Origin of the sequence: Paenibacillus sp. EC2-1, assembly GCF_049311625.1 — a bacterium.
In the GTDB taxonomy this organism is placed as follows: Bacteria; Bacillota; Bacilli; order Paenibacillales; family Paenibacillaceae; genus Paenibacillus_AQ.
The window spans coordinates 4782501-4802944 of sequence record NZ_CP186006.1 but is presented as its reverse complement, the minus strand read 5'-3'; the positions used below and the strand labels follow the sequence as shown (position 1 = coordinate 4802944).

The window sequence follows — 20444 nt, the reverse complement described above, 5'->3', positions numbered from 1 at the left end:
TCAGGAAGGAGGCCAACACAATGAGCGAAGAACGCAATGCTCGTAAAGTGCAAATTGGTAAAGTTGTCAGCGACAAAATGGATAAAACCATCGTTGTAGCTGTTGAAACCTATAAGAAGCATAACTTGTATCACAAGCGCATTAAGTACACGAAAAAATTTAAAGCGCATGATGAGAACAACACGGCTCAAATCGGAGATACCGTTAAAATCATGGAAACTCGTCCGCTCTCCAAAGACAAACGCTGGAGACTGGTTGAAGTTGTAGAGAAAGCGGTAATCATCTAAAGATGTAATCAGTTTTCCCGAAAGGAGGAAATTTCAATGATTCAACCATTTACTCGTTTGGCTGTTGCCGACAACTCCGGTGCGAAGGAACTGATGTGTATCCGCGTATTGGGTGGTACAGGTCGCCGTACAGCTCAGATCGGTGATTTGATCGTATGCTCCGTCAAACAAGCAACACCAGGCGGCGTTGTCAAAAAAGGTGATGTAGTTAAAGCGGTTGTCGTTCGTACGAAGCGTTCCGTTCGTCGTAAAGACGGATCTTACATTGCATTTGACGAAAACGCAGCGGTAGTTGTTAAAGAAGACAGAAGCCCACGTGGAACTCGTATTTTCGGACCAGTTGCTCGCGAACTTCGCGAGAGAGACTTCATGAAAATCGTTTCCTTGGCTCCGGAAGTAATCTAATCGGTATGATTGAGATAAGTTATGCTTGCCCAGTCAAGCCCCAGGAGGTGTAACGAATGCCTAGAGTGAAAAAAGTTCTGGAATCCCACAACAATAAACTGCACGTTAAAAAAGACGATACAGTTATTGTGATCAGCGGTAAAGACAAAGGCAAAAAAGGCCGTGTCATCGCAGCGTATCCTCGTGAGAACCGCGTTTTGGTGGAAGGTGTAAACATGATGAAGAAGCATCAGAAGCCTAACCAACAAAACCCGCAAGGCGGTATCATCGAGCAAGAAGCTCCGATTCATGTTTCGAACGTGATGCACGTTGATCCTAAGAGCGGAAATGTAACCCGTATCGGTTACAAAGTACTGGACAACGGTAAGAAAGTCCGTATCGCTAAGAAATCCGGAGAATCAATCGATTAATAAGAAGTGTAGAAAGGAGGTCCTTGAATCATGGCAATCAGAATGAAAGAACGTTTTCTTAACGAAGTCACTCCTGCCTTGATGCAGAAGTTCAACTATAAGACGGTTATGCAAGTTCCTAAAATTGAGAAAGTTGTCATCAACATGGGTGTAGGTGACGCAGTAGCTAACTCAAAAGTACTTGATTCCGCTGTGAGCGACATGCAATTGATCGCTGGTCAAAAACCAGTTATCACCCGTGCGAAGAAATCCATCGCCGGATTCAAACTACGTGAGAATATGCCAATCGGCGTTAAGGTAACACTGCGCGGTGAGCGTATGTATTACTTCCTCGATAAGTTGTTCAACGTAACGCTTCCACGCGTACGCGACTTCCATGGCGTATCTACAAAAGCTTTCGACGGACGTGGTAACTATACCCTCGGTTTGAAAGAACAACTCATTTTCCCTGAGATTGAGTACGATCAAGTAGATAAAGTTCGTGGTATGGATATCGTTATCGTTACAACGGCTAAAACTGACGAAGAGTCCCGTGAATTGCTTACTCAATTGGGTATGCCTTTCGCGAAATAAGACGGTTTCTCCGAAACTATTTAGGAGGTGTCAGGCTAAGTGGCAAAAACTTCGATGAAAGTTAAACAACAACGCACACCTAAGTTTAAGGTACGGGCATATACCCGTTGCGAGCGTTGTGGTCGTCCACATTCGGTACTGCAGAAGTTTAAAATTTGCAGAATTTGTTTCCGTGAATTAGCTTATAAAGGCCAGATTCCTGGCGTGAAAAAAGCAAGCTGGTAAGAAGTTTATAACCGGGAAGGAGGTTTACCACACATGACTATGTCCGATCCAATTGCAGATATGCTTACTCGTATTCGTAACGCTAACACAGTGCGTCACGAGACAGTAGAAATGCCTGCTTCGACGATTAAGAAACAAATCGCTGATATCTTGAAGCGTGAAGGTTTCATCCGTGATGCGGAATTTGTGGAAGATAACAAACAAGGAATCATTCGTGTTTTCTTGAAATATGGTTCCAACAACGAACGCGTCATTACAGGTCTGAAAAGAATTAGTAAACCAGGTCTACGCGTGTACACGAAGAGTAATGAAGTACCTCGTGTTCTCGGCGGACTGGGTATCGCGATTATCTCCACATCTAAGGGAGTTATGACCGACAAAGAAGCTCGTCAAGCCAAAGCCGGCGGAGAAGTTCTCTGCTACGTATGGTAATAAACGTCACAAGATAGGAGGTGCAATGAATGTCCCGTATTGGTCGTAAACCAATTGCAATCCCAAGCGGTGTGGATGTCACACTGGATAACACTGTTATCACGGTAAAAGGACCTAAAGGTACCTTGACTCGTGAACTGCATAAAGACATGCAGATTACAGTAGAAAACAACGAAATCACTGTTGTTCGGCCTTCCGACAACAAAACTCATCGTTCTCTTCACGGCACGACCCGCAGCGTTGTCTCGAACATGGTAAGCGGCGTGACTGAAGGATTCGCGAAAAACCTTGAACTGGTTGGTGTCGGATACCGTGCAAGTAAATCCGGAGATAAAATCGTTCTGAACGTGGGTTACTCCCACCCAGTTGAAATTACTCCTGAGCCAGGAATCGAGTTTGAAGTACCTTCCAACACGAAGATCACTGTAAGAGGAATCGATAAAGAGCGCGTAGGTGCATACGCTGCTAAAATCCGTTCCGTACGTGAGCCTGAGCCGTATAAAGGTAAAGGTATTAAGTACGAAGGTGAACGCATTATCCGTAAGGAAGGTAAGGCCGGTAAGAAGAAATAAGGTGGCGGTTCTCGGGGCAGCCCGGGAGGCTTGCTAACCTGTTTGTCCTTACTTACCCCATGAGTCTTAAAGTGAAGCTGTTAAGGCAAAACTGAAGGGAGTGAAAGGGAAGCATGATCACGAAACAAGACAAAAACAAAGCTCGTTTGAAAAGACACCTGCGTGTGCGTAAGAAAATTCAAGGCACTGCAGAACGTCCACGTCTGAATGTGTTCCGTTCTTCGAAACACATTTACGCTCAACTGATCGATGACGTGGCCGGCGTGACTTTGGCATCGGCTTCTACATTAGATAAAGATTTGAGCAGCGACATCAAGAACGGCGGAAGCGTTGAGTCCGCTCGTAAAGTCGGAGAGCTCGTTGCAAAACGTGCAGTAGACAAAGGTTATAAATCGATCGTATTCGATCGTGGTGGATACTTGTATCACGGACGTATTCAAGCACTGGCTGAAGCAGCTCGCGAAGCAGGCCTTGAATTCTAAGACATTTTCAAAAGGAGGTAAACGACTTGCGTGTAGATCCTAACACTTTAGAACTGACTGAAAAAGTTGTAAATATTAACCGCGTTGCTAAGGTTGTAAAAGGCGGACGCCGTTTCAGCTTTAGCGCATTGGTAGTTGTCGGTGATGGCAAAGGTTGGGTTGGAGCAGGTATTGGTAAAGCTGGCGAAGTACCGGATGCAATCCGCAAAGCCATCGAAGATGCTAAGAAAAACCTGATTCATGTTCCTTTGGTTGGAACAACAATTCCTCACCTCGTTACAGGTCACTTTGGTGCAGGCCGAGTTCTTTTGAAGCCAGCATCAGAAGGTACCGGAGTAATTGCCGGCGGACCAGTTCGTGCAGTACTTGAACTGGCTGGCGTAGGCGACATTTTGACAAAATCCCTAGGTTCTTCGAACTCCATGAATATGGTCAATGCGACTTTAGAAGGGTTGTCCCGTCTGAAACGTATTGAAGAAGTTGCCAAGCTTCGCGGCAAATCCGTCGAAGAGCTGTTGGGTTAAGGAGGGAATCTCATGGCTAAACTTGAAATCACCCTCGTGCGCAGCGTGATCGGACGTCCGGAAGATCAGCGTGTGACCGTGAAAACACTTGGATTGCGTAAAATCAACCATTCTGTGGTTCATAATGACGATCCAGCCATTCGCGGTATGATCAAGAAGGTAAATCACCTGGTTTCTGTTCAAGAAATCGAAGGTTAGTCCCGGGATTAACCCGGATACATTAAGGAGGTGCAACGAACGATGAAGTTACATGAGCTGAGCCCAGCCCCAGGATCCCGTAAAGAGCGCAAACGCGTTGGTCGCGGACCAAGTAGTGGTACGGGTAAAACATCAGGTCGAGGTCACAAAGGACAAAACTCCCGTTCAGGCGGTGGTGTACGTCCAGGCTTCGAAGGCGGTCAAAACCCGCTGTATCGTCGTCTGCCTAAACGCGGTTTTGTGAATCCAACTCGTAAAGAGTACGCGATTGTGAACATCGAAGAACTGAACAGCTTTGCAGAAGGTACTGAAGTAACTCCAGAAGTTTTGGTCGAGAGCGGAATCGTAAACAATACGAAGAGCGGCATCAAAATTCTTGGCAACGGTGAAGTAACCGTGAAATTGTCTGTAAAAGCTAATAAGTTCTCTCAATCTGCGGTAGAGAAGATCGAGGCTGCCGGCGGTAAAACCGAGGTGATCTAATGTTTAAGACCCTGAAAAATATATGGCGTGTCGATGATCTTCGTAAGCGAATTTTGTTCACCCTGTTTGTATTGATTATTTTTCGTATCGGATCGTTCGTACCAGTTCCTGGTGTGAACAAAGATGTGTTTACTCAATCGAATCAAGCAGGTAACGAATTGTTCGGTCTACTCAACACGTTTTCGGGGGGCGCACTTCAGCAATTCTCAATTTTCGCCCTCTCGATATTTCCATATATTACATCGTCCATTATCGTACAGTTGCTGTCGATGGACGTCATTCCGAAATTTGCGGAATGGGCCAAACAAGGGGAACACGGTAAAAAGCAGTTGGCTCAAATCACCCGTTATGGTACGGTAGTGTTGGGCTTGATTCAGGCCTTCGGTATGTCAATCGGATTTAACCGTCTTTACGGTACCGAAATGATTCCGAATGCTACCTTCGTTGATTACCTCGTTATCGCGATCGTTTTGACAGCTGGTACATCATTCTTGATGTGGCTGGGAGAACAGATCACGGAACGCGGAATCGGTAACGGTATCTCAATTATTATCTTTGCAGGTATCGCTGCGGGAATTCCAATGCATATCCGTACAACAGTTGAGTCGAATTTCATTCAAGACAGTCAGACTTTCTTGAATATTCTGAAGGCTATTATTATCCTTCTGGTACTCGTCTTGATCGTAGTCGGTGTTGTGTTTATCCAGCAAGGTATTCGCAAAATCCCGGTTCAATATGCTAAACGTGTTGTAGGTAACAAGATGTATGGTGGACAGAACACACACATTCCACTGAAAATCAATGGCGCTGGCGTCATTCCGGTTATCTTTGCAATGTCTCTGCTTCAGTTCCCTGTTATTCTTGCAAGCTTCTGGTCTACACACGCATGGGCGAAGTGGGTAACCACTAACCTTGCATATGATAAACCACTGGGTATGGTCCTCTATGTAGTTATGATCATTGGTTTCACCTTCTTCTACACATTTGTGCAGATGAATCCAAACCAGATGGCTGACAACATGAAGAAGAATGGCGGCTATGTACCAGGTATTCGTCCTGGTAAAGCTACCGAGAAGTATCTGACTCGAGTTATGACTCGTTTGACTATGACAGGAGCTATTTTCCTGGCTGTTATCTCAGTGCTTCCAGTATTCTTCGGAGCGCTTGCTGGCCTTCCGCGTACGGTTCAAATCGGTGGTACATCCTTGCTGATCGTAGTCGGTGTTGCACTGGATACGATGAAGCAGATCGAAAGCCAATTGATCAAACGCCATTACAAAGGATTTATTAATAAATAGTCGATAGGTTCCGGTTAGTGGTCAATTCTGCTTCCGGCACCTATTGTGCTGTTCTTACTATAAGGCAGGAGGAGGGACTAAGGTGAACATCTTATTCATGGGCCCTCCTGGGGCAGGTAAAGGAACACAAGCAGAAACCATTGTCAATGAATTCAGCATTCCTCATATTTCTACAGGCGACGCGTTTCGTTTGGCGATTAAACAAGGAACTCCTATTGGGATTAAAGCAAAAGAATTCATGGATCAAGGTCTGCTGGTACCAGATGATGTGACAATTGGTATTGTGGCTGAAAGACTGCAGCAGTCCGATTGCGAAAAAGGTTTTTTATTGGACGGTTTTCCAAGAACCCTTTCGCAAGCGGAAGCGCTGGATGACATTCTAGCCCGCTTGAATACTCGTCTTGATCATGTCATCAACCTGAAAGTTGACCGCGAGAAACTGATGGCTCGTCTTACTGGACGACGCATCTGTAAGAACTGCGGCGCAACTTATCATGTGATCTTTAATCCGCCTAAGCAGGAAGGCATTTGTGATAAATGCGGCGGTGAATTGTATCAACGCTCCGACGACAACGAAGAGAGCGTAGGCATTCGCTTGGACGAATATATCAACAAAACTGCACCACTCCTCACGTTTTATGAGAAACAAGGTCTTCTGCGTCAAATTGATGGTGATCAGGAAATCGGCGCGGTTTCCGCTGAAATTGCGTCCGTACTGCGAGGTTAAGTGTAATGATCATTTGTAAATCCGATAAGGAACTGGGCTTGATGAGAGAGGCAGGTAGGATTGTGGCCGAGTGTCACAAACTCCTTTCTGCGCACATTGAACCCGGCATTACAACCGGGGAACTCGATCATATGGCCGACCGTTTCATTCGCAGCCAAGGCGCTTTGCCGTCTTTCAAAGGCTACAACGGATTTCCTTCCAGCATTTGCGCATCAGTTAATGAAGAATTGGTGCATGGATTTCCAAGCAAACGCAAATTAATCGAAGGCGATATCGTTACGTTTGATATCGGTGCACAGTATCAGGGTTACCACGGTGACTCGGCATGGACCTACCCTGTAGGGAAGATTACCGATGAAGCTCAGCGATTGCTGGATGTAACAGAAGGTTCTCTCTTTGCCGGACTTGCGCTAATCAAACCCGATGTCCGCTTGTTTACAATCTCTCATGCCATTCAACGTCATATCGAAGATGCAGGATTCTCTGTTGTCCGAGAATATGTGGGGCATGGTGTGGGCACCGATCTGCATGAAGATCCGCAAATTCCGAACTATGGCATTCCTGACCGAGGACCTAGACTCAAACCAGGTATGGTACTGGCGATAGAGCCAATGGTTAACGCCGGTAAGCGCAATGTTAAGACGCTGGAAGACAATTGGACAGTCGTTACGGTTGATGGCTCACTATGTGCTCACTTCGAGCATACGGTAGCGGTGACCGAAGACGGTATGGAAATTTTGACGAAGCTGGCTGATTAGGTGATTGATTTGAATAAACCAAACACAATAGAGATTGGTCAGGTCGTTAAGATATTGAGAGGCAGAGATGCTGATCAGTACGCCATTGTCGTTTCGATAGAAGACAGCAAGTTTGTTAATATTGCGGATGGGAACAAACGTAAGTTTGATCAGGCGAAGAAGAAGAGCCTTCTTCACCTGCAACCCCAACCATTCATTAGTAGTGAGGTTGTAAACAGTTTGCAAGAAAGCGGTCGGGTAACGAATGGAAAGCTGCGGTTCGCCGTAGCCAAGTTTTTATCCGACGAATCCAAGTGTTGATCAGAAAGGAGAATAACTGTGGCCAAGGAAGATGTCATTGAAGTTGAAGGTACGGTTATCGAACCGTTGCCGAATGCAACATTTAAAGTCGAGCTTGAGAATGGTCATCAAATTCTCGCTCACGTTTCCGGGAAATTGCGGATGCACTTTATCCGCATCCTTACAGGTGACAAAGTGGTCATACAATTATCACCATACGATTTGACCAAAGGTCGTATTACGTACCGTAAATAGTATATCGTTCCCCTGGGGAATAAAGGAAAGCTGCGAAGCGGTTTTACTGAAGTAAAACTCAGCAGCGGTTACGAACAGTTTTGCTGCTAGCAAAACAAAAGTCTAGTTTTCGAAGCTGGTTTTACACACGTAAAACTTTGAGGAGGTAATTAACATGAAGGTGAGACCTTCTGTGAAGCCTATTTGCGAAAAATGCAAAGTCATTCGCCGCAAAGGGAATGTAATGGTTATCTGTGAAAATCCGAAACACAAACAAAAACAAGGTTAAAGAAGGGGGTGTAGCGTAATGGCTCGTATAGCTGGTGTGGATTTGCCACGTGACAAACGCGTTGAGATCGCCTTGACTTACATTTTCGGAATCGGTAAAACGACTTCCCAGAAAATTATCAAAGAAGCAGGCATCAATCCGGACACTCGTGTTCGTGATCTGACGGAAGATGAAGTTGGTAAATTGCGTGAAACGATCGACAAAATGGTTAAGGTAGAAGGCGACCTGCGTCGTGAAATTTCCTTGAATATTAAACGTTTGACTGAGATTGGCTGCTATCGTGGTGTTCGTCACCGTCGTGGCTTGCCAGTTCGTGGACAACGTACTAAAACTAATGCTCGTACACGGAAAGGTCCTCGTCGTACGGTAGCGAACAAGAAGAAATAGGAAAGGGGGATAACAAACAATGGCTAAACCAAAAAAAGTCGTACGTACTAAACGTCGTGACCGCAAAAATATCGAATCTGGCGTGGCTCATATTCGTTCCACGTTCAACAATACGATCGTAACCATTACGGATCCCCACGGAAATGCTATTTCTTGGGCGAGCTCCGGCGGCATGGGATTCAAAGGTTCCCGTAAGTCTACTCCATTTGCTGCACAAATGGCTGCTGAAACAGCTGCTAAAGCTGCAATGGAGCATGGTATGAAGGCAGTGGAAGTTATGGTTAAAGGCCCAGGTGCTGGCCGTGAAGCAGCGATTCGTTCTCTGCAAGCAGCTGGTCTGGAAGTTAACCTCATTAAAGACGTAACACCGATTCCACATAACGGATGCCGCCCACCAAAACGTCGTCGCGTATAATGAAGTCATCCTGTTAATGTGGTATAAATCCGGTGCAATCTGCTAAGAATGGTTGTTTAGGCATACTACATGGATTACTGGATAAGATGACAGTTTCATATAGGAGCGACGTTTGAAGGAGGGGTACTTGCGTGATTGAAATCGAAAAGCCGAAAATTGAGACCGTTGATGTCAATGAAGAAGGAACCTATGGAAAATTCATTGTAGAACCGTTAGAGCGTGGATATGGCACGACGCTGGGGAATTCACTTCGCCGCATCCTGCTGTCCTCGCTGCCTGGCGCAGCCGTTACATCTGTTCAGATTGATGGTGTTCTACATGAATTCTCCACAATTCCTGGTGTCATGGAAGACGTGACTGAAATCATTTTGAACCTTAAAGCTTTGTCGCTGAAGATTCATTCCGATGAAGAAAAAGTGTTCGAAATTGATGCCGAAGGCGAAGGGGTTGTTACCGCTGGTGACATTCGTGCGGATAGCGATGTTGAAATCCTTAATCCGGATCTTCACATTGCAACGCTCGGCCCTGGTGCGAGACTTCACATGCGTATTTTTGCGAGTCGCGGTCGTGGCTATGTCCAGGCGGATCGGAACAAACGCGATGACCAGCCTATCGGCGTCATTCCCGTCGATTCGATCTACACGCCGATTAGCCGTGTGAACTACGGTGTAGAAAATACGCGTGTTGGTCAAGTAACCAACTACGATAAGTTGACACTCGAAATCTGGACGGATGGAAGCATTCGACCAGAAGAGGCTGTCAGCCTCGGCGCTAAAATTTTGACTGAGCATTTGTTCTTATTCGTTGGTCTAACTGACGAAGCGAAAGATGCTGAAATTATGGTCGAAAAAGAAGAAGACAAGAAAGAAAAAGTGCTTGAAATGACGATCGAAGAGCTAGATCTCTCTGTTCGTTCCTATAACTGCCTCAAGCGTGCCGGTATTAACACGGTACAAGAGCTAACTACGAAAACGGAAGAGGATATGATGAAGGTTCGTAACTTGGGCCGCAAATCCTTGGAAGAAGTTCAAGAGAAGCTCGAAGAGCTTGGTTTAGGACTCCGTACGGAAGAATAGTTTTAGATTGTTTTAGCAAAGGAGGGAAAACACATGGCATACCAAAAGTTGGGCCGCGACTCCAGTGCGCGTAAAGCGTTGTTCCGTGACCTGGTAACCGACCTGTTCCTATATGAGCGTATTCAAACGACTGAGGCGAAAGCTAAAGAAGTTCGCTCGATCGCTGAAAAACTGATCACGAAGGCAAAACGTAATGATTTGCATTCTCGTCGTCAAGTAGCAGCATTCGTTCGTCGTGAGACTGTTGATGGAGAGCAAGATGCAATCCAAAAATTGTTCTCCGAAATCGCGCCTCGTTACTCCGAGCGTCCAGGTGGATACACTCGTATCCTTAAACTAGGACCTCGTCGTGGCGATGCAGCTCCAATGGTTTACTTGGAACTGGTTGACCGCGCGTAGTTAACTCGATCCCGTTAGATCACACTTTGATATCATGATAGGATGGTTCTGCATCTTAACATACTCAAGGAAGTGAGCACTGCATTCTGAAGCGACTGTAGTTATGTATGCCCGGCTCTACACTAGTTTATCCAATAGGATAACTTGTGCAGCCTATCCAATCGGGTCGTGGTTCGAGATGGATCAAGTCGGCTTCCGACTCATCTCGGCTACCCCAGGGCATCGTATGCGAGGGCCTTCTAGTCATGCGGCTGACAATTAGGGATCGGCTAGCATGATGAAAAGGAGCTCCTTGGGGGCTCTTTTTTAGATATAGAAGTAATTCTTCTATTCGATCATGTTACACATAAGCCGTCCTAATATGGACGGCGAAGTTGTGTCTGCTTCGGTAGCAGATTCAAGGAAGTGAACCAGGAGGGAACCATGCGCAATCTTCTGATGAAAGTCAGTTACGACGGAACCAACTACAATGGATTTCAGACTCAGCCTGGTGGAAACACGATACAGGATCTACTCGAGGATGCGATTGAACAACTCTCAGGAGAGCGTTTAAAGATTACCGCTTCTGGTCGTACGGATGCAGGTGTTCATGCACGAGGCCAGGTGTTCAATTTCTATACGGGGTCTAAGATTCCAGTAGAGCGTTGGTGCATTGCACTTAATTCGAGGCTACCTCAGGATATCGTCGTTACAGATGCGATGGAAGTACCACTTGAATTTCACTCTCGACGGGAAGCGAAGCGAAAAACGTATCGGTATACGATTAATGCCAATCAGTTTCCTGATCTGTTTAACCGCAGGTATCAATTTCATCATCATGGCAAGCTCAATATTGCTGCCATGGAAGAAGGGCTGCGCTACCTAATCGGTACCCATGATTTCACAACATTTGCTTCACGAAAATCTACGAAACCATCGCATATACGGACAATTTTTGATGCTTGGATTGAGACGGATACAACTTCGTGTCGTCCTGATAGCAGAGATCAGGGAATCGTTCATACGTATGTTACGGGGAGTGGCTTTTTACAGCATATGGTGAGGATTATTATGGGGACGCTTATGGAAGTGGGAGAAGGAAAACGAACACCTGAGAGTATCAAGGCGATACTCGAAGCCAAGAACCGGGCAGCAGCCGGTCCTACCGCAATGGGGACAGGTCTTATGCTTTGGGATGTTGAATACGATCTATCCTCTTTCGAATACAATGATTTGACCTAAATTATTGTAATCATAAAGTCTTAATATTGAAGGACAAACCGTATTCGATCTTTTTGGGATCCTGTTCAATGAATCCAGTAAAAATACGTGATGTTTACCTAAAAAATCGCTTGCGATTTAGGGGTTGTTCCTGTATTATATAAGTTGTGTTTTCTTAACGGCTCTCCCACAGCCCCGGTTAAGAAAATGCCGAGAACAATCCATCACTTTAAAAATGTTAGACATACGATCGAAGATAGATGAAGAAAATTTGACACAGATTTTCGGATGAAAACAAGGAGGAACTATACATGCGTACGACCTATATGGCTAAGCCAAATGAAGTTGAGCGTTCTTGGTACATCGTTGATGCCGAAGGCAAAACGCTTGGCCGCTTGGCAAGTGAAGTTGCTGCTCTTATCCGCGGCAAACATAAGCCTCAATTTACTCCACATGTGGATACAGGGGATTTCGTTGTAGTAATCAACGCTGAGAAAATTCACCTGACTGGTAAGAAAATGAGTAACAAGAAATACTATCGTCACTCCATGCATCCAGGTGGTTTGAAGGTGACTGTAGCTGAAGACATGATTAAAAAATTCCCTGAGCGCGTGATCGAAAGCGCGGTTCATGGTATGCTTCCAAAAACCCGTATGGGCGATAAAATGAAGCTGAGACTCAAAGCTTATGCAGGCACAGCACATCCACACGAAGCTCAAAAACCAGAAGTTTACGAACTTCGCGGTTAATTAAAAGGAGGACAGTTTCATGGCACAAGTACAATACTATGGGACAGGTCGTCGTAAGCACTCGGTAGCACGTGTTCGCCTTGTACCGGGTGAAGGACGAATTGTCATTAATAAACGTGACATCAATGAATACTTCGGTTTGGAAACACTCAAACTGATCGTTAAACAACCTTTGAACCTGACTGAAACTCTGGGCAAATATGACGTTCTTGTCATCGCTCATGGTGGCGGTATTTCTGGTCAAGCTGGAGCAATCCGTCACGGGATCTCCCGTGCATTGCTGAAAGCTGACCCTGAATTCCGTGGTTCATTGAAAAAAGCAGGATTCCTGACTCGTGACCCTCGTATGAAAGAGCGTAAAAAATACGGTCTTAAAGCGGCTCGTCGCGCACCTCAGTTCTCCAAACGTTAATATCAACGTATACAGCCTGTTTCACCATTGGTGGAACAGGCTGTTTTTTATTTATGTATATGAGTTCATTAACTCAAATTCGTGAATTCAAGGTATGTAAATTATTAAATTAATAAATACAGGTAAGAGGCTCCTCTACATGAGCAGGGGCCTTTTACTTGTGTTTACATATGAGTAGCATGTGTAATTTTTTACCTGAAACAATTTAACAGTCCGTTTGCTCTTCAATAGTATTGGAGGTGAGAGAGTGGAGCGCGAAACCGTCGACGGTGTATTCAACAAAATTTACGATGATACTTATCAGGCATGTCTCATCTACGTTACATGCAAATGTAGTAACACGCAGGATATCTCTGATATTTTGCAAGAAACATACTTATCAATTTATCGAATCCTTGCTGAAAAGGGAACTGAATATATCCAAAATCCTGAAGCGTATGTCATTCGCGTCGCGAAATCAAACTTATCGAATCGATATAGATTCCAAGATAAATTAAGAAACGTGATTCCCCTTTTTAAGGAAAAGGATGATGACGAAGAATACAATGTAGCCGATTTAAAGAGTGATACATTTGTAAATTCCTTAGAGTCTCAAGTGCTCCATCGGGAAACGTTGGATCAGATCTGGTGTTATTTAAAAAACAAACCTCAAGGTATTCAGAAAGTCTTTTTACTCTTCTATTATGCTGATATGACCATTGCGGAAATCGCTCGAGTGCTTAAGCTTCATGAATCTACAGTGAAAACCAGGTTATATCGTACTACTCGAGAAATAAGAGAAAAATTTGGTCAGGAAGGTGCACAATTATGACTGAAAAAGAGATGATGAAAAAACTATTAGAAGATAACCTAGTCAATAAAGAAGAAATAAGACAAAGAGTGCTTGAAACGGCCCATAAAGAAAAGGATGTTGAACCTATGAATAATAAGAAATTATCCAAAATGAAATATACCTTGATTCCCGTTGCTGCTTGCTTCGCATTTGTTATTATGGTGAATACGAGTACGGTCTTCGCATCTTCCATGTCTAATATTCCGATCTTGAACAGCATTGCAAAAGTTGTCACCATTAGTGAATACACGCTTTCACGAGATGCGAATGAAACACATGTCAAAATGCCAGCCTTTTCAGATTCTTCAAATAAAGAACTAGAACAACGGATTAATTCCGAGATCTCCAAAAAAATTGAAACCTTAACTGCAGAAGCAGAAGCATACGCAGCAGAATATAAAAAGAACTATTTGGCCGCCGGTAACAAAGAGTCCGAGTATATACCAATGACATATGAGTTTGATTACGAAGTCCACAGTAACAATCAGGATATTCTTTCATTTGTTATAACGCAAACAGAACGTAATAATACAACTCAAAAGTATCTTGATGAGATGGGTGTTCCGGAAAAATCCGAGTATGTAACACTGTATATGTATAACATTGATCTTAAGACTGGTAAGGATATTACACTTCAAGATCTTTTGGGTGACAATTTCAAACAGATTGCAAATCGTGAGATAGAACGTCAAGTAAAAGAGCGTGCCCAAAAGGATAAGAATCTTCTGGATTACTATGAGGAGTTCTTTGCCTCAAAAGGGCCCAAGGGAATTGAGGACAACCAGCAGTTCTATATTAATGAGGCTGGTAACCCTGTCTTAGTGTTTGATAAGTATATCATTGCACCGGAATATGCGGGCATTCAGGAATTTGAAATTCCGAAGCACAAATAATAATTGAACTTAGAATAATAAAAGAGCCTTTTCCACTGTGGAAGAGGTTTTTTTTTCTGTTTTCACCCCACCACATGTTGACAATAAATAGAAATGATCTATACTGTACTTAATTCATACTATTAATGTAGGATTTAAAGGGATTGTAATGAGGGAGGGGCATTACGTTGAATTTACTTGAAAAAGAGCAATGGATTAATGAAAAAGCCATTAGTTTCGAACAAGCTACAGCTGAGGACATTATTACGCAAGCTATTGAAGCATTTCCCAACATTACTTTTGCGTGTAGCTTTGGAGCTGAAGACGTGGTATTGGTGGATATGGTACAGAGAATTAGTCCATCAACGGATATTTTTTATCTAGATACTGACTTTCACTTCCAAGAAACCTACGATACCCGTGATCGAATAGAGGCTAAGTACGGGATGGAATTTGTTCGGGTTTCCCCTTTAATTACCCCGGAGGAACAGACGCTTCAATATGGAGATTCATTATGGAGTGTTGATCCCAATCAATGTTGTGGCATAAGAAAAGTTGAACCGTTGACCCGCATTTTATCTCAGTATGATGCTTGGATCACTGGAATACGTCGCGACCAAGCGCCAACGCGTGCTAATTCCAAAAAGGTTGAATATGACAGTAAATTTGGTCTCGTCAAATTTAATCCGATTGCAGATTGGACGAGTGAAGATGTATGGCAGTATATTCGCTCCAATGATATCATTTACAACCCACTACATGATCGTAATTTTCCTAGTATCGGCTGTAATTATTGCACACGTGAAGTTCTCCCTGGTGAAGATCCACGGGCAGGTCGCTGGGCTGGTAACGAAAAGACAGAATGTGGTCTTCATAAATAACGTTATTATTAAAAACATGGAGTAACAATAAAAAAACACGGGGAGGAATATTCATGACATCCATTCAGCCGCATGGGGGGCAATTAATTCAAAGATTAGTGCCTGAACATAGACGTGATGAATTAATCAATGCAGCCCATACACTAAAGCAAATTCCAGTGAATACTTGGACCATTTCAGATTTGGACCTCATTGCTGTAGGAGCTTTTTCGCCATTAGAAGGATTTTTAAATGAAGATGACTACAAGTCGGTAATAAGTTCTATGAGATTGGCTAATGGTACAGTGTGGAGCATCCCCATTACTTTATCCGTAGATGAGCTGACAGCTAATCAACTTTCCGTGGGGGAACAAGTTGCTCTCGTAGGGGATAAAGATAGCATCGTGTATGCTACCATTCGCATAGAAAGCATTTACCGTGTTGATCAGCGTGAAGAAGCCATTCAAGTGTTCAAAACCGATGATCCGGAACATCCTGGTGTTCAAAAGCTGTTCGAAAAATCCCCTATTTACGTCGGAGGACCTATCGAGGTTATTCAAAGACCAGTCCCTGAGAAGTTTGGACAGTTTTATTATGATCCTGCTCAGACAAGAGCACACTTTCAAGAGCAGGGTTGGAAGACAGTCGTTGGGTTTCAGACAAGAAATCCGGTTCACCGTGCACATGAGTATATCCAAAAAAGTGCAATGGAGATCGTGGATGCTCTCTTTTTGAATCCACTTGTCGGTGAGACGAAATCGGATGATGTACCCGCTGATGTGCGTATGAGAAGTTATTTAAAACTTCTTGAACACTATTATCCTGCCAACCGAACGTTCCTCGGTGTATTCCCTGCAGCGATGCGATATGCCGGTCCTAGAGAAGCTATATTCCATGCGATTGTCCGTAAAAATTACGGCTGCACCCATTTTATTGTTGGTCGTGACCATGCTGGCGTAGGCGATTATTATGGGACGTACGAAGCTCAAGAGATATTTAGTAACTTCACTCCAGAGGAGCTGGATATAACACCTCTCTTTTTTGAACATAGTTTTTTCTGTACGGTTTGTGGTAACATGGCCTCTAGTAAAACTTGTCCCCATGATAAAGAACATCATTTGACCTTATCTGGCACAAAAGTGAGAGGACTTCTCCGAGAAGGCAAATGCCCACCTCCAGAATTTACACGCCCTGAGGTGGCTCAAATTTTGATTGAGGGTATGAAGGAACAAACAATGGAACATACAACTGTATAAAGAGGGTATATTTCTCCGCCTTGTCCCATATGCATGAATTACAACACTCATGGGACGAGGTGGATTTTTTATGTCCAAACAGCGATCTGACAAGGTAACTTTGTGGATATCTTGGAGACGAATAAAGCAAACCTTCTTTGGTCTTGCCTTGTTCGCTCTATTGTTAGCTGTCATAACGTATGAGATTCCTAGTGCAAAAACGGTCAAGTACTGGAATCTACCGCTCGCAGGTAAAGTAATTGCACTTGATGCAGGCCATGGAGGACCTGATGGGGGTGCCGTCAGCAAGCAAGGAATCATTGAGAAAGATATCAATCTTGCTGTAACTCTTTATTTACGTGATTATCTTCAGCAAGCTGGGGCGCTTGTCGTGCTGACAAGAGAAGGAGACTACGATTTAGCTGCACCTGAAACGAAAGGGTACTCTAAACGGAAAACAGAGGATTTGAAAAAACGTGTTCGGCTCATCGAGGATAATCGCGCAGATATGTTTTTAACTATTCATCTAAACAGCATACCTTCTAATCGTTGGAGGGGAGCACAGACTTTTTATCCGCCTAATAACGGGGAGAGTAAAAGTTTAGCTGAATTGATCCAGAACGAAATTAGGCATAACCTCGAGAATACGGATCGCATGGCCAAAACGGATAATAAAGTGTTCCTACTGCAAGCATTGCAAATTCCATCAGCGCTTGTAGAAGTAGGTTTTCTTTCACATCCCCAAGAGTCGGAATTACTTCGTGATGAGAAATACCAGAGAAAAGTAGCTGCTTCTGTGTACAAAGGCATTTTACGCTATATGTCAGGAGAACGCGTGAATCAGTCGTCAGAGAAGGCGAACTAGTGGTATACTAGTTAAGAATTGAAACATTCAGATAAAGCCATTACATAGAGCCGAGGTGCTGATTGTCATGCTGATAAGCAGAGAGCAGGTACAGGAGATTCTACAGCCAATACAGGATCCTGAGACAGGGGAAAGCCTGATTGCGTTGCAACGAATTCGCGATATTGTGGTAAAGGATAGTACAGTTAGATTATCAGTAACGTATAGCAATGAAGAGGATCGAGCACAACTTGATGGACAGATTAGGGAACTTCTTCAAGCCATTGGTGCTCAAGACATTCATATTCGGATGCGCCCTCTAGTGAATACAGAACAAGAAGATCCGAACGACGATGAGAAACTTACAAAGGGACATGCTGCCGGAATGCAGAATAATACACTTTTAAGTGAAAATTCTGGAGTTCATTTTATTGCAATCGCGAGTGGTAAAGGTGGAGTTGGTAAATCAACCGTTACCGTTAACTTAGCAACAGCCTTAGCCCGTCAAGGCAAAAAGGTAGGGCTGATTGATGCTGATATTTACGGCTTCAGTGTGCCTGATATGATGGGGATCGAGGAAGGACCCAACGTAACAGACGAGGGTGTCATTATCCCTGTTGAACGTTTTGGCGTTAAGGTAATGTCTATGGGATTTTTCATTCGTGAGAATAGTCCAGTTGTATGGCGTGGACCGATGCTTGGTAAAATGCTGCGTCAATTCTTCGAAGATGTAGCTTGGGGTGACCTCGACTATATGCTACTTGATCTCCCACCGGGTACAGGTGATGTAGCTCTAGATGTTCACCAGATGATACCGCAGAGCCGGGAGATTATTGTGACTACCCCTCATGCTACAGCTGCATTTGTAGCAGCTCGTGCAGGGGCTATGGCGATTCAGACAGACCATGAGATTCTTGGAGTTGTGGAGAACATGTCGTACTACAGCTGTTCGCACTGCGGGGAAAAAGACTATGTCTTTGGACGTGGGGGTGGAGGAATGCTAGCGGAGACACTTCATACGGAGTTGCTAGGACAATTGCCTCTAAGAGCACCAGATAACCTTATGGCAGATCCAGATTTCTCTCCATCTGTGTATAAGTCGGGTACAGAGAGCGCGAATATATACGATGAAATAGCTGTGCGAATTGCCAGCAAATGTGAAAGAACGGCATCATAAAGACTTCAATTACTATAGAGAAAAAGCTCCCTAATTGAAGGGAGCTTTTTTGTTAATAAAGGGACTTAGCTATTCCCGCCGCCAGCTCCACCTTGTTCTTTTCCTTTTTCCTCGTTTCCGGATCCTCCCCCTTGTCCGCCTTGCTGTTCTCCCTGTCCGCCTTGTTGCCCCTTCTTCTCAACGGAAGGCTGCAGTTCGTCTTTTACGACAGATTTAAGTAGTTCAAGTACTTCCATACGGAAAAGCGGGTTTTGCATCGCTTCTTGCATAATAGTCATGGATTGCTTGCGATAGTCTGGAGTTTTGGTTAAGTCAAGAAACGATTTCATCATCTCTGGGGACTTCATAATCTCCTGTATTGACTTTTGATACGTTGGATCTTTGATAAGCTGCATGTGGAGCTGTTTGCTCTCTGAGTTTATCGCTTTGGCGAATTCACCCGCAAATTTAGGGTCAGTCATAATTTTTTCAAGCTCTTTCTTGTACTCTTCGGAGACGAGAGTATCTTTTACAGCGGTTCGGATCTGCTCACCGGATTGAGCTGACATCATTTTCATGTTCATCGATCCGCCTCCACTTGAGGCTCCAGATCCACCGAGAGCTTCTTCTACCGCCTTTTTTCCTTCATCGCTTTTTAAAATATCAACCACCATGGTTTTCATTTCTTTATAGCCGAATTGCTGTTGGGAAGATGCCTGGTCCGAACCGCACGCGGTAAGCAGCGCGGTAGTTCCGCAGAAAATAATACATAAACGAAATAACGGCCACTTCATTACCGTTGTCCTCCTTTAGGTGAATGCTAAAGATAGTATGTGATGTAAACGAAGAAATATGTCGAAGCGGGAATGGTTTTTTATTGTGAACGTTGGTAAAATAATGTCTTAATGGGGGTGGAAGCATTTGAGCTTACGCAAGTGGGCAAGGTTGTTTTGGAAGACGATGCTCGTTGGAGCTATAGGGGCGGTTGTTGCAGGACTGATATTACAGTTCACCACAGGTACCATTGAGTTTAAGGGTACAGTGGACATGCTCATATTTCCGTTAATATTGTTCGGGTATGGAGCACTTGTAAGCGTTTATTCACAATTGGGATTCTTCGCTTACCTTACCTTGAACTATATGGGCATTGGTGTGTTTAAAAGAAAGACGTGGCAGTATGTACAAATTGTACTCTCTGTACTAGCGCTACTAGAGCTTATGTTCCTGCGTACATTTGTAGGCGGAGAGAAGAATCTCGGCTGGGATCTTACGTTAGGAATAGGAATCTTAATTACTGCAGTTGTTGTTACATATTTCAAAGTGAAGTTCACCAACATCAATGCACTCATACCAACAATGTTCTTCATGCTCGCAGTAACAATCCTTGAGATAATCGGGGTACTAAAGATCGGGGTTAACAATGCTACTGTATTTATCATTATCCCGTTGCTTGCGTGTAATGCTTACCAGATGTTGACGCTTCATAAAGTTACACAGGATCAAAAAAAGAGCTAATCAAATTAGCTCTTTTTTTATTAAGGACTCATAGATATATAAGGTTCCTTATAATCCAGCTGCATCATTTATGTTTTTTTGAAGCATGGCCTGATCACGTACTTCAGATCCCTTAGCGGTGCTTTGCTGGAGTAGGTCTGTAACAGTTACGAATTCATAACCTTGTCTACGCAGCTCATCAATGATTTTGGGAAGAGCTTCATGTGTCTGTAAAGAGGAGTCACTAGCATGGAGTAAAACGATATCGCCTGGATGTGCTTTGGATACGACACGATCAACAATTTTATCAACGCCAATGTTCTTCCAGTCTTGAGAG

General features: G+C 44.0%; 32 protein-coding genes and 1 pseudogene (1 of these 33 only partly in view). 31 read left to right on the top strand and 2 right to left on the bottom strand.

Features of this window, described 5'->3' with window-relative positions:
* Positions 1 to 20 precede the first annotated feature (20 nt).
* The 30 genes and pseudogenes from rpsQ to ACK8P5_RS22535 all read left to right on the top strand — a co-directional run bounded on the left by rpsQ (position 21) and on the right by ACK8P5_RS22535 (position 18634).
* On the top strand, positions 21 to 287 hold the full coding sequence (gene rpsQ / locus ACK8P5_RS22680) for a 30S ribosomal protein S17 (RefSeq protein ID WP_036589437.1): 267 nt from the start codon (positions 21 to 23) through the stop codon (positions 285 to 287).
* Positions 288 to 323: 36 nt separating this feature from the next.
* Positions 324 to 692: a 50S ribosomal protein L14 gene (gene rplN, locus ACK8P5_RS22675; RefSeq protein ID WP_422658452.1), complete on the top strand. Its 369-nt coding sequence runs from the start codon at positions 324 to 326 to the stop codon at positions 690 to 692.
* A gap of 56 nt (positions 693 to 748) precedes the next feature.
* Complete coding sequence (gene rplX / locus ACK8P5_RS22670; protein ID WP_422658451.1) at positions 749 to 1102, top strand: 50S ribosomal protein L24; 354 nt, start codon at positions 749 to 751, stop codon at positions 1100 to 1102.
* A 30-nt stretch (positions 1103 to 1132) separates the two neighbouring features.
* On the top strand, positions 1133 to 1675 hold the full coding sequence (gene rplE, locus ACK8P5_RS22665) for a 50S ribosomal protein L5 (protein WP_422658450.1): 543 nt from the start codon (positions 1133 to 1135) through the stop codon (positions 1673 to 1675).
* A 39-nt stretch (positions 1676 to 1714) separates the two neighbouring features.
* On the top strand, positions 1715 to 1900 hold the full coding sequence (locus ACK8P5_RS22660; RefSeq protein WP_013312154.1) for a type Z 30S ribosomal protein S14: 186 nt from the start codon (positions 1715 to 1717) through the stop codon (positions 1898 to 1900).
* 33 nt (positions 1901 to 1933) lie between these two features.
* The gene (gene rpsH / locus ACK8P5_RS22655) at positions 1934 to 2332 is read left to right on the top strand and encodes a 30S ribosomal protein S8 (RefSeq protein WP_007132557.1); all 399 of its coding nucleotides are present in this window, start codon (positions 1934 to 1936) and stop codon (positions 2330 to 2332) included.
* Between the two features lie 29 nt (positions 2333 to 2361).
* Positions 2362 to 2904 (top strand): 50S ribosomal protein L6, encoded by a 543-nt coding sequence (gene rplF / locus ACK8P5_RS22650; RefSeq protein WP_422658449.1) that lies wholly within the window; start codon positions 2362 to 2364, stop codon positions 2902 to 2904.
* Between the two features lie 113 nt (positions 2905 to 3017).
* Positions 3018 to 3386: a 50S ribosomal protein L18 gene (rplR, locus tag ACK8P5_RS22645; protein ID WP_422658448.1), complete on the top strand. Its 369-nt coding sequence runs from the start codon at positions 3018 to 3020 to the stop codon at positions 3384 to 3386.
* Between the two features lie 26 nt (positions 3387 to 3412).
* Entirely contained in the window at positions 3413 to 3910 is a 498-nt protein-coding gene (gene rpsE, locus ACK8P5_RS22640) for a 30S ribosomal protein S5 (RefSeq protein ID WP_422658447.1), read from the top strand.
* A 12-nt stretch (positions 3911 to 3922) separates the two neighbouring features.
* A complete protein-coding gene (rpmD, locus tag ACK8P5_RS22635; RefSeq protein ID WP_422658446.1) occupies positions 3923 to 4108 on the top strand; it encodes a 50S ribosomal protein L30 in 186 nt (61 codons plus the stop codon).
* A 42-nt stretch (positions 4109 to 4150) separates the two neighbouring features.
* Complete coding sequence (gene rplO / locus ACK8P5_RS22630; RefSeq protein ID WP_422658445.1) at positions 4151 to 4591, top strand: 50S ribosomal protein L15; 441 nt, start codon at positions 4151 to 4153, stop codon at positions 4589 to 4591.
* Positions 4591 to 5889 (top strand): preprotein translocase subunit SecY, encoded by a 1299-nt coding sequence (gene secY, locus ACK8P5_RS22625; RefSeq protein WP_422658444.1) that lies wholly within the window; start codon positions 4591 to 4593, stop codon positions 5887 to 5889. The genes rplO and secY overlap by 1 nt, the downstream gene beginning before the upstream one ends.
* A gap of 82 nt (positions 5890 to 5971) precedes the next feature.
* On the top strand, positions 5972 to 6616 hold the full coding sequence (locus tag ACK8P5_RS22620; protein WP_422658443.1) for an adenylate kinase: 645 nt from the start codon (positions 5972 to 5974) through the stop codon (positions 6614 to 6616).
* A 5-nt stretch (positions 6617 to 6621) separates the two neighbouring features.
* Positions 6622 to 7374 carry a type I methionyl aminopeptidase gene (gene map, locus ACK8P5_RS22615; protein WP_422658442.1) on the top strand — a complete coding sequence of 251 codons (753 nt, stop codon included), beginning with the start codon at positions 6622 to 6624 and terminating at the stop codon, positions 7372 to 7374.
* Positions 7375 to 7383: 9 nt separating this feature from the next.
* A pseudogene (locus tag ACK8P5_RS22610) lies at positions 7384 to 7690 on the top strand (KOW motif-containing protein).
* A 2-nt stretch (positions 7691 to 7692) separates the two neighbouring features.
* A complete protein-coding gene (gene infA, locus ACK8P5_RS22605) occupies positions 7693 to 7908 on the top strand; it encodes a translation initiation factor IF-1 (protein WP_028559500.1) in 216 nt (71 codons plus the stop codon).
* Positions 7909 to 8062: 154 nt separating this feature from the next.
* Positions 8063 to 8176: a 50S ribosomal protein L36 gene (gene rpmJ / locus ACK8P5_RS22600; RefSeq protein WP_003333770.1), complete on the top strand. Its 114-nt coding sequence runs from the start codon at positions 8063 to 8065 to the stop codon at positions 8174 to 8176.
* An 18-nt stretch (positions 8177 to 8194) separates the two neighbouring features.
* A complete protein-coding gene (gene rpsM / locus ACK8P5_RS22595; protein ID WP_054956044.1) occupies positions 8195 to 8563 on the top strand; it encodes a 30S ribosomal protein S13 in 369 nt (122 codons plus the stop codon).
* A gap of 19 nt (positions 8564 to 8582) precedes the next feature.
* Positions 8583 to 8978 carry a 30S ribosomal protein S11 gene (gene rpsK / locus ACK8P5_RS22590; protein WP_054956043.1) on the top strand — a complete coding sequence of 132 codons (396 nt, stop codon included), beginning with the start codon at positions 8583 to 8585 and terminating at the stop codon, positions 8976 to 8978.
* 131 nt (positions 8979 to 9109) lie between these two features.
* Positions 9110 to 10054 (top strand): DNA-directed RNA polymerase subunit alpha, encoded by a 945-nt coding sequence (locus ACK8P5_RS22585; RefSeq protein ID WP_054956042.1) that lies wholly within the window; start codon positions 9110 to 9112, stop codon positions 10052 to 10054.
* A gap of 33 nt (positions 10055 to 10087) precedes the next feature.
* Complete coding sequence (gene rplQ / locus ACK8P5_RS22580) at positions 10088 to 10453, top strand: 50S ribosomal protein L17 (RefSeq protein ID WP_379243997.1); 366 nt, start codon at positions 10088 to 10090, stop codon at positions 10451 to 10453.
* 423 nt (positions 10454 to 10876) lie between these two features.
* A complete protein-coding gene (gene truA / locus ACK8P5_RS22575; RefSeq protein WP_422658441.1) occupies positions 10877 to 11674 on the top strand; it encodes a tRNA pseudouridine(38-40) synthase TruA in 798 nt (265 codons plus the stop codon).
* 290 nt (positions 11675 to 11964) lie between these two features.
* On the top strand, positions 11965 to 12402 hold the full coding sequence (gene rplM / locus ACK8P5_RS22570) for a 50S ribosomal protein L13 (protein ID WP_422658440.1): 438 nt from the start codon (positions 11965 to 11967) through the stop codon (positions 12400 to 12402).
* 19 nt (positions 12403 to 12421) lie between these two features.
* Positions 12422 to 12814, top strand: a complete 393-nt coding sequence (gene rpsI / locus ACK8P5_RS22565; RefSeq protein ID WP_054956038.1) for a 30S ribosomal protein S9 — start codon at positions 12422 to 12424, stop codon at positions 12812 to 12814.
* Between the two features lie 247 nt (positions 12815 to 13061).
* The gene (locus tag ACK8P5_RS22560) at positions 13062 to 13625 is read left to right on the top strand and encodes an RNA polymerase sigma factor (protein WP_422658439.1); all 564 of its coding nucleotides are present in this window, start codon (positions 13062 to 13064) and stop codon (positions 13623 to 13625) included.
* Positions 13622 to 14539, top strand: a complete 918-nt coding sequence (locus ACK8P5_RS22555; protein ID WP_422658438.1) for a DUF3298 domain-containing protein — start codon at positions 13622 to 13624, stop codon at positions 14537 to 14539. Before ACK8P5_RS22560 ends, ACK8P5_RS22555 begins: the two co-directional genes overlap by 4 nt.
* 167 nt (positions 14540 to 14706) lie before the next feature.
* Complete coding sequence (locus tag ACK8P5_RS22550) at positions 14707 to 15399, top strand: phosphoadenylyl-sulfate reductase (protein WP_422658437.1); 693 nt, start codon at positions 14707 to 14709, stop codon at positions 15397 to 15399.
* A gap of 53 nt (positions 15400 to 15452) precedes the next feature.
* A complete protein-coding gene (gene sat / locus ACK8P5_RS22545; protein ID WP_422658436.1) occupies positions 15453 to 16634 on the top strand; it encodes a sulfate adenylyltransferase in 1182 nt (393 codons plus the stop codon).
* A gap of 70 nt (positions 16635 to 16704) precedes the next feature.
* Positions 16705 to 17478: an N-acetylmuramoyl-L-alanine amidase CwlD gene (gene cwlD, locus ACK8P5_RS22540; RefSeq protein WP_422658435.1), complete on the top strand. Its 774-nt coding sequence runs from the start codon at positions 16705 to 16707 to the stop codon at positions 17476 to 17478.
* A gap of 70 nt (positions 17479 to 17548) precedes the next feature.
* Positions 17549 to 18634 (top strand): P-loop NTPase, encoded by a 1086-nt coding sequence (locus tag ACK8P5_RS22535; protein ID WP_422661553.1) that lies wholly within the window; start codon positions 17549 to 17551, stop codon positions 18632 to 18634.
* A gap of 65 nt (positions 18635 to 18699) precedes the next feature.
* Here the strand turns inward: ACK8P5_RS22535 and gerD are convergent, their stop codons facing one another.
* Positions 18700 to 19407: a spore germination lipoprotein GerD gene (gene gerD / locus ACK8P5_RS22530; protein ID WP_422658434.1), complete on the bottom strand. Its 708-nt coding sequence runs from the start codon at positions 19405 to 19407 to the stop codon at positions 18700 to 18702.
* Between the two features lie 127 nt (positions 19408 to 19534).
* Between gerD and ACK8P5_RS22525 the strand changes: the two genes are divergently transcribed.
* The gene (locus ACK8P5_RS22525; RefSeq protein WP_422658433.1) at positions 19535 to 20128 is read left to right on the top strand and encodes a KinB-signaling pathway activation protein; all 594 of its coding nucleotides are present in this window, start codon (positions 19535 to 19537) and stop codon (positions 20126 to 20128) included.
* A gap of 48 nt (positions 20129 to 20176) precedes the next feature.
* Here the strand turns inward: ACK8P5_RS22525 and pdaB are convergent, their stop codons facing one another.
* Positions 20177 to 20444: the final stretch of a polysaccharide deacetylase family sporulation protein PdaB gene (gene pdaB, locus ACK8P5_RS22520; protein ID WP_422658432.1), read on the bottom strand. The gene runs 536 nt beyond the window's last position; only the last 268 of its 804 coding nucleotides appear in the window; its start codon lies beyond the right edge, outside the window — the gene reads right to left on this strand; the stop codon is at positions 20177 to 20179.